Source organism: Kitasatospora sp. NPDC058965, assembly GCF_042741245.1.
In the GTDB taxonomy this organism is placed as follows: domain Bacteria; phylum Actinomycetota; class Actinomycetes; order Streptomycetales; family Streptomycetaceae; genus Kitasatospora.
Map to the genome: position 1 here is coordinate 21502 of NZ_JBHYKG010000091.1, position 6380 is coordinate 27881.

At 73.0% G+C, this 6380-nt stretch carries 5 protein-coding genes; 1 reads left to right on the forward strand and 4 read right to left on the reverse strand.

The features are described 5' to 3' along the window. Positions 1-14: 14 nt before the first annotated feature. From ACFW1A_RS17490 to fbaA, 3 genes are all read right to left on the reverse strand, one after another. Complete coding sequence (locus ACFW1A_RS17490; protein ID WP_380409959.1) at positions 15-920, reverse strand: hypothetical protein; 906 nt, start codon at positions 918-920, stop codon at positions 15-17. Continuing rightward, positions 917-2143: an ArnT family glycosyltransferase gene (locus ACFW1A_RS17495; protein WP_380409961.1), complete on the reverse strand. Its 1227-nt coding sequence runs from the start codon at positions 2141-2143 to the stop codon at positions 917-919. Before ACFW1A_RS17495 ends, ACFW1A_RS17490 begins: the two co-directional genes overlap by 4 nt. Positions 2144-2327: 184 nt before the next feature. Beyond that, positions 2328-3356 (reverse strand): class II fructose-bisphosphate aldolase, encoded by a 1029-nt coding sequence (gene fbaA / locus ACFW1A_RS17500; RefSeq protein ID WP_380409967.1) that lies wholly within the window; start codon positions 3354-3356, stop codon positions 2328-2330. Positions 3357-3614: 258 nt separating this feature from the next. On the opposite strand from fbaA, the gene ACFW1A_RS17505 reads away from it, so the two are divergent. Continuing rightward, positions 3615-4361 carry a DedA family protein gene (locus ACFW1A_RS17505; protein WP_380409963.1) on the forward strand — a complete coding sequence of 249 codons (747 nt, stop codon included), beginning with the start codon at positions 3615-3617 and terminating at the stop codon, positions 4359-4361. 77 nt (positions 4362-4438) lie between these two features. On the opposite strand, the gene ACFW1A_RS17510 is transcribed toward ACFW1A_RS17505, so the two are convergent. Then, positions 4439-6265, reverse strand: coding sequence for an alkyl/aryl-sulfatase (locus tag ACFW1A_RS17510; RefSeq protein ID WP_380409965.1), 1827 nt, complete (start codon positions 6263-6265; stop codon positions 4439-4441). Positions 6266-6380 lie beyond the last annotated feature (115 nt).

Below are 6380 nucleotides of genomic sequence, written 5' to 3' on the forward strand. Positions count from 1 at the left end.
AGGCGCTGGTGTGCTCATGTGGTGCAGCGGTACAGCAGCTGCAGGTCGGGGCTGTCGGGCGACTGCCCGTAGTCGCGCGGCGCCACCGGGGCGCAGCTGCCGCGCACCCAGGAGACCACCGCGGCGGTCGGCCCGGTGGCACCGGCCCGGGCCGGTCCGCCCGCGCCGCCACCGCCCGCGCCGGCACCCCTGCCGCCGTCGCCGAGCAGCACGAAGCGCAGCCGGCCGGTGCGGACCAGGTCCTGGACCTGGGCCAGGGTCGGCGAGGGCACTTGACCGGTGAAGCCGCCCATCGGCAGCACCTCCTCGCCGGTGGCCAGGATGTACGGGGAGGAGGCCGACCAGGAGGTGGTGGCGAACAGGTAGCGGGCGCCGTCGTCGTGGGCCCGGGTGTAGGCCAGGATCCGCTGCTGGGCGCGGTCCAGGCCGCCGCCGCCGGTGCGTGCCGCCCCCGCCGTGCGGCCGGCGGTGCGGGCCGCACCGGCACCCGGCGGCCCGGGCCGGGCGCCGGTCGGACGCCCGTAGCGCTGCGCCGCCTGCGGCCCCACTGTGCCCATCCCGGAGTTCCCGTACTGCTTCTCCAGCACCGAGGCGGCCCAGGCCCCGGGGGCCAGCAGCACCGCGCAGAGCGAGGCCAGCAGGGCGGCCGTGCCCACCCGCAGTCGGCCGAGCCGCCGGTCGCCGAACCGGGCGGTCCGGGCCGCGCCGAGCAGCAGGACGGCCAGCAGCCCCAGCACCAGGGTGGCCGGGGCCAGCCAGGGCAGGAAACCCGGGTAGAGCCGGGCCAGGTACGCCCCCCAGGCCGCGGTGCCGGCCACCGCGGCGGGCAGCGCCCAGGACCGCGGACCGCCCTGCCGGTGGGCCCGCCACAGCTGCACCAGGCCAGCGCCGCTGAGCGCGGCCAGTGGGGTGGCGATCACGCCCATGTAGTACGAGTGCCCGCCCACGCTGCCCGCGCTGAACACCAGGAAGAAGACCGCGAGCCAACCGCCCCAGAGCAGGTACCCGGTCCGCTGCGGGTCGGTGCACGGCGCCCGCCGGCGCCAGGCGGTGCCGCAAGCGCGGAGACGGCGGCCAGCGGGTAGAGCCAGCCGGTCTGCGGGGCGAACCGGGCGGAGAACATCTTGGTCCAGCCGCCGTCCCCGGCCCCGCCGTCGGCAGCGGCGGCCCGGTCGGCACGCTGCGCGCCGGCCGCGCCCTGTGCCGCCTGCGGCGTGCCGCCCCAGCTGCCGCCACCGCCGCGCGAGGAGGTGACGCTGCCGGTCTCGGCGGCGTTCAGGCCGACCGAGGAGAACCGGTTCAGGAAGTTGTAGCCGACCACCATGCTGTACGCGGAGTTGTCGGTGGTCCCGTCGATGTAGGGCCGGTCCCGGGCGGGGGTGGCCGTGGCCAGCAGCATCCAGGAGGCCGAGACCAGCACGGTGACCAGCCCGGCCAGCGCCAGGTGGGCCAGCCGCCGGCGCAGCCGCACCGGCGCGGCCAGCAGGTACACCGCCGCGAGCACCGGCAGCACCACCCAGGCCTCCAGCATCTTGGCCTGGAACGCGGCACCGACCCAGACCCCGGCGAGCAGCAGGGTGCGCAGCCGGCCGCTGCGCGCGGCCCGCTGGCCGGCGTCGGCCGCCAGCAGGAGCAGCAGCGTGAAGAGCGGGTCCTCGACCGCGGTCCGGAACAGGCCGGCCACCACCGGGGTGAGGGTGAAGGCCAGCGCGGCCAGCAGCCCGGCGTCGGCCCCCGCCCAGCGGCGCACGGTGCGGAACAGCACCAGGACCGCGAGCACCCCCTCGACCGCCTGCGGGAGGGTCAGCGCCCACGGGTGGAAGCCGAACAGCCGGGCGGACAGCGCCTGCGGCCACAGGAAGCCGGGCAGCTTGTCCAGCGTGATGGTCCCGGCGGGGTCGTAGGAGCCGAAGACGAAGGCCTTCCAGCTGCCGGTCATGCTCCGCACGGCGTCGGCGTAGAAGGCGTGGTAGCTGCTGGCGCCGATGTTCCAGGAGTAGAGGGCCCCGGCCAGCGCGGCAACGGCGAGCAGGGCGGGGCGGGCGTGCCGGGGCTGGTCCGCGGGACTGCGCCACGGGGCGCGGTGGCGGGACCGGGAGCCGCTCGACGGCGGATCGGCGATCAGTGGTGCGGTGGTGACCATGAGCGACAGCTTTGGCCGCCCGGGTGAGAGAAACCCGACAAACAGGGCGGATCGGCGAAAACCATACTGAGCGCTGAACAAGATTTTGCCGTCCGGCCGCCCGCCGGGCCGCTGCCGGAGCCCCGCCGGAGTGCGAACGGGCCCGGCCGGCGGCTGCCGACCGGGCCCGTCGGGCCGCAGCGCGTCACTTCAGGCGGTTGCCCGCCGAGCGCAGGGTCTGGGCGGCCTCGAGCACGCGGGCGGCCATGCCGGCCTCGGCCAGCTTGCCCCAGGTGCGCGGGTCGTAGGTGTTCTTCTTGCCGACCTCGCCGTCGACCTTCAGGACACCGTCGTAGTTGCGGAACATGTGGTCCACGACCGGGCGGGTGAAGGCGTACTGGGTGTCGGTGTCCAGGTTCATCTTGACCACGCCGTTCTCCAGCGCGGTGGCGATCTCCTCCTGGGAGGAGCCGGAGCCGCCGTGGAAGACGAAGTCGAACGGGTCCTGCTTGCCGTACTGCTTGCCGACCTCGTCCTGGAGCTCGCGCAGCAGGTCGGGACGGAGCACCACGTTGCCCGGCTTGTAGACGCCGTGCACGTTGCCGAAGGAGGCGGCCAGCAGGTAGCGGCCCTTCTCGCCCAGGCCGAGCGCCTCGGCGGTGCGCACCGCGTCGTTCACCGTGGTGTAGAGGCTGTCGTTGATCTCGTGCGAGACACCGTCCTCCTCGCCGCCGGTCGGGGTGATCTCGACCTCGAGGATGATCCGGGCGGCGTGCGCCAGGGCCAGCAGCTCCTGGCCGATGGCCAGGTTGTCGGCCAGGGTCTCGGCCGAACCGTCCCACATGTGCGACTGGAACAGCGGGTTCTCGCCGCGCGCCACGCGCTCGGCGGAGACGGCCAGCAGCGGGCGGACGTAGCCGTCCAGCTTGTCCTTGGGGCAGTGGTCGGTGTGCAGCGCCACCGTGATGTCGTACTTGGCGGCCACGATGTGCGCGAACTCCGCCAGCGCGACCGCGCCGGTGACCATGTCCTTCTTGTGCTGGCCGCCCAGGAACTCGGCACCGCCGGTGGAGATCTGGATGATGCCGTCGCTCTCCGCCTCGGCGAAGCCGCGCAGGGCCGCGTGCAGCGTCTGCGACGAGGTGACGTTGATGGCCGGGTAGGCGAACTTGCCCGCCTTGGCCCGGTCCAGCATCTCGTTGTAGACCTCGGGAGTTGCGATGGGCATGCGAATCCGCTCCTGTCGGTGTGTGGCTGTCGGACGACGCTGTCCGGTGCTCGATACGCCTGTGGTTCATGGCGTCGTCGCGGCTGCGAGGCACTGAGGGTTGTCCTCGACCGCGGGCGGGACACCGGGCTCATCCTCCCAGACTCGTGCCCCGGCCACACCACCACGCCCGCCACTCGGGACGACAGGTCGGGCATAACCGGATGAACAGCCCATAGGCCCCGTCTTCAGGCTCCTGCCACGTGGCCGCGCTATCCTGCGCCCGTGACCACCACCACCGACCTCGCGGTCAACCTCCTGGATGCCAAGTCCCTGATCAGCTCGGTCGGGACGATTGGCCTGCTGGCGATCATCTTCGCCGAGACCGGTCTGCTGATCGGCTTCTTCCTGCCCGGTGACTCGTTGCTGATCCTGGCGGGTGTGGCGGCCTCCTCGGCCGCGGCCAAGGCCTTCGGCCCCGGCGTGCAGATGCCGATAGCGGTGCTGCTCGTCGCCGCCCCGCTGTGCGCCGTCGCCGGGGCCCAGCTGGGCCACCTGCTCGGGGCGAAGGCGGGCTCGAAGCTCTTCGACAAGCCAGAGTCCAAGATCTTCAAGCGCGAGTACGTGCAGAAGGCCGAGGAGTACTTCGCCAAGTTCGGCCCCGAGAAGGCCGTGGTGATGGCCCGGTTCATCCCGATCGTGCGCACCTTCCTCAACCCGGTCGCCGGGATGCTGGAGATGCCGGCGCGCAAGTTCTTCGTGTGGAACGTGATCGGCGGCGTGGTGTGGACCGAGGCCATGCTCTCGATCGGCTACTTCTTCGGTGACTCGATGGCCCCGGTGATCGACAAGTACCTGATCCCGGCGATGGCACTGATCATCCTGCTGTCGATCTCGCCGATCCTGGTCGAGCTGGTCCGGGAGCGGAAGAAGCGCCGGACCGGCGCCGCCGCGCTGGCCGGTGCGGGCGAGGCGGGCGGCGAGGCCGGCGGCGAGCCGGTGCAGTCCGGTGGCCGGCACCGCCGCGGCTGAGTCGCGCGGAGCACGAACGGTGGGCGTCCTCCGCGGAGGGCGCCCACCGTGCTGTCCGGCCGGTGTCCCGGGGCCGGTCAGGGCGTGACGATCGGGAAGTGCGGGTCGGGGGTGTCCAGGAAGGACAGCAGGGTGGCCAGCACCTGCGGGTCGCCCGCGGTCTCGATCCCGGCGAGGCCGGCGCCGCCGAGCAGGCCCAGCAGGCCGGCCTTGGTCAGGGTGAGCGCCAGGTCCGCGGCGCCCTGGCCGAGCGGTTTGCCGAGCGGTGCGCTGCGGTGGGTGAGCGCGCCGTTGGACAGGGTCAGCCGCCAGCCCCGCCGCTCGTCGGTGACCAGCAGGTCCACCGTCAGCGGGGTGTCCCGGGCGCGCGGCCCGTTCACCCGCACCGCCAGCGAGTCGATCAGCTGCCCCACCGTCAGCGCCGCCGCCACCTCGGGGTTGGCGAGGTCGAAGTCCGCCCGGGCCGGCGTGCCGCCCAGCTCCATCGCGGCGGTCAGGTAGACGTTGCGCCAGGTGCCGTTCTCGGCGCCGTGGCCGAGCCGCCGGTAGACCCCGGCCAGCGCCTCGCGGGCCTCGCGGTGCTCCGGGTCGGCGAAGACCGCGTGGTTGAGCAGGGTGGCGGCGAACCGCGGGTCCTGCTCCGCGTACCCGCGGGCCGTGGCCACCGTGGCGGCCACCCCGCCCAGCGCCTCGGTGTACCGCTTGGCCAGCTCGACCGGCGGGTGTTCCCACAGGTGCGCCGGATTGCCGTCGTACCAGCCGAGGTAGCGCTGGTAGACCGCCTTGACGTTGTGGCTGAGCGAACCGTAGTAGCCGCGCAGCGCCCAGGTGCGCTCCAGCCGGGGCGGGAGCACGAGCTCCTCGGCGATCTCCGGGCCGGTCAGCCCGGCGTTGAGCAGTCGCAGGGTCTGGTCGTGCAGGTAGGCGTAGAGGTCGCGCTGCGCGGTCAGGTAGTCGGCGATCCGCGGACCGTCCCAGGTCGGCCAGTGGTGCGAGGCGAAGGCGACGTCGCTGTCGGCGCCGAACAGGACCAGCGCCTCGTCCAGGTAGTGCGCCCAGACCCGGGCGTCGCGGACCAGGGCGCCGCGCAGGGTCAGCACGTTGTGCATGTTGTGGGTGGCGTTCTCGGCCAGGCAGAGCGCCCTGCGGTCCGGGAAGTGGAAGTTCATCTCGGCCGGGGCCTCGGTGCCGGGGGTGAGCTGGAAGACCATCCGGACCCCGTCCACCGTCTCCACCTGGCCGGTGCGGGTGATGTCCACCGTCGGGGCGATCAGGGTGACCGTGCCGGTCGAGCCGATCATCCCCAGCCCGCAGCCGATCTGGCCCTCCGGTCCCTTGGGCAGCGCCTGGCCGTACATGTAGACCGCGCGGCGGGTCATCGCGTTGCCGGCGTAGACGTTCTCGCTGACCGCGTGCTCCAGGAAGCCGCGCGGGGCCAGCACCGGGACCGGTTCGTGGCCGTGCGGGACCGCGCCGCGGGCGCCGCCGAAGTGGTCGGCGTGCGAGTGGGTGTAGATCAGGCCGGTGACCGGGCGCTCGCCGCGGTGGCGCCGGTACAGCGCCAGGGCCGCGGCGGCGGTCTCGGCGGAGATCAGCGGGTCGATCACGATCACCCCGCGGTCGCCCTCGACCAGGGTCATGTTGGAGAGGTCCAGGCCGCGCACCTGGTAGATGCCCTCGGTCACCTGGTAGAGCCCCTGACGGGCGGTCAGCCGGCCCTGGCGCCAGAGACTGGGGTTGGCGGTGTCCGGGCAGTCCTCGGCCAGGAAGGCGTAGGCGTCGTTGTCCCAGACCACCCGGCCGTCGGCGCCGGTGACCACGCCCGGATCCAGGCGGTCGATGAAACCCCGGTCCGCGTCGGCGAAGTCCTCGGTGTCCTCGAAGGAGGGAGTGGTGGAGGTCATATCGGGGAGATTGTCACAGGATGGGCGATTTTTCCTGTCATTGAGGGTGCGTCGGGAACGCGAACCGGCCGGGGTGAGGATGTTTCACGTGAAACATCCTCACCCCGGCCGGTTC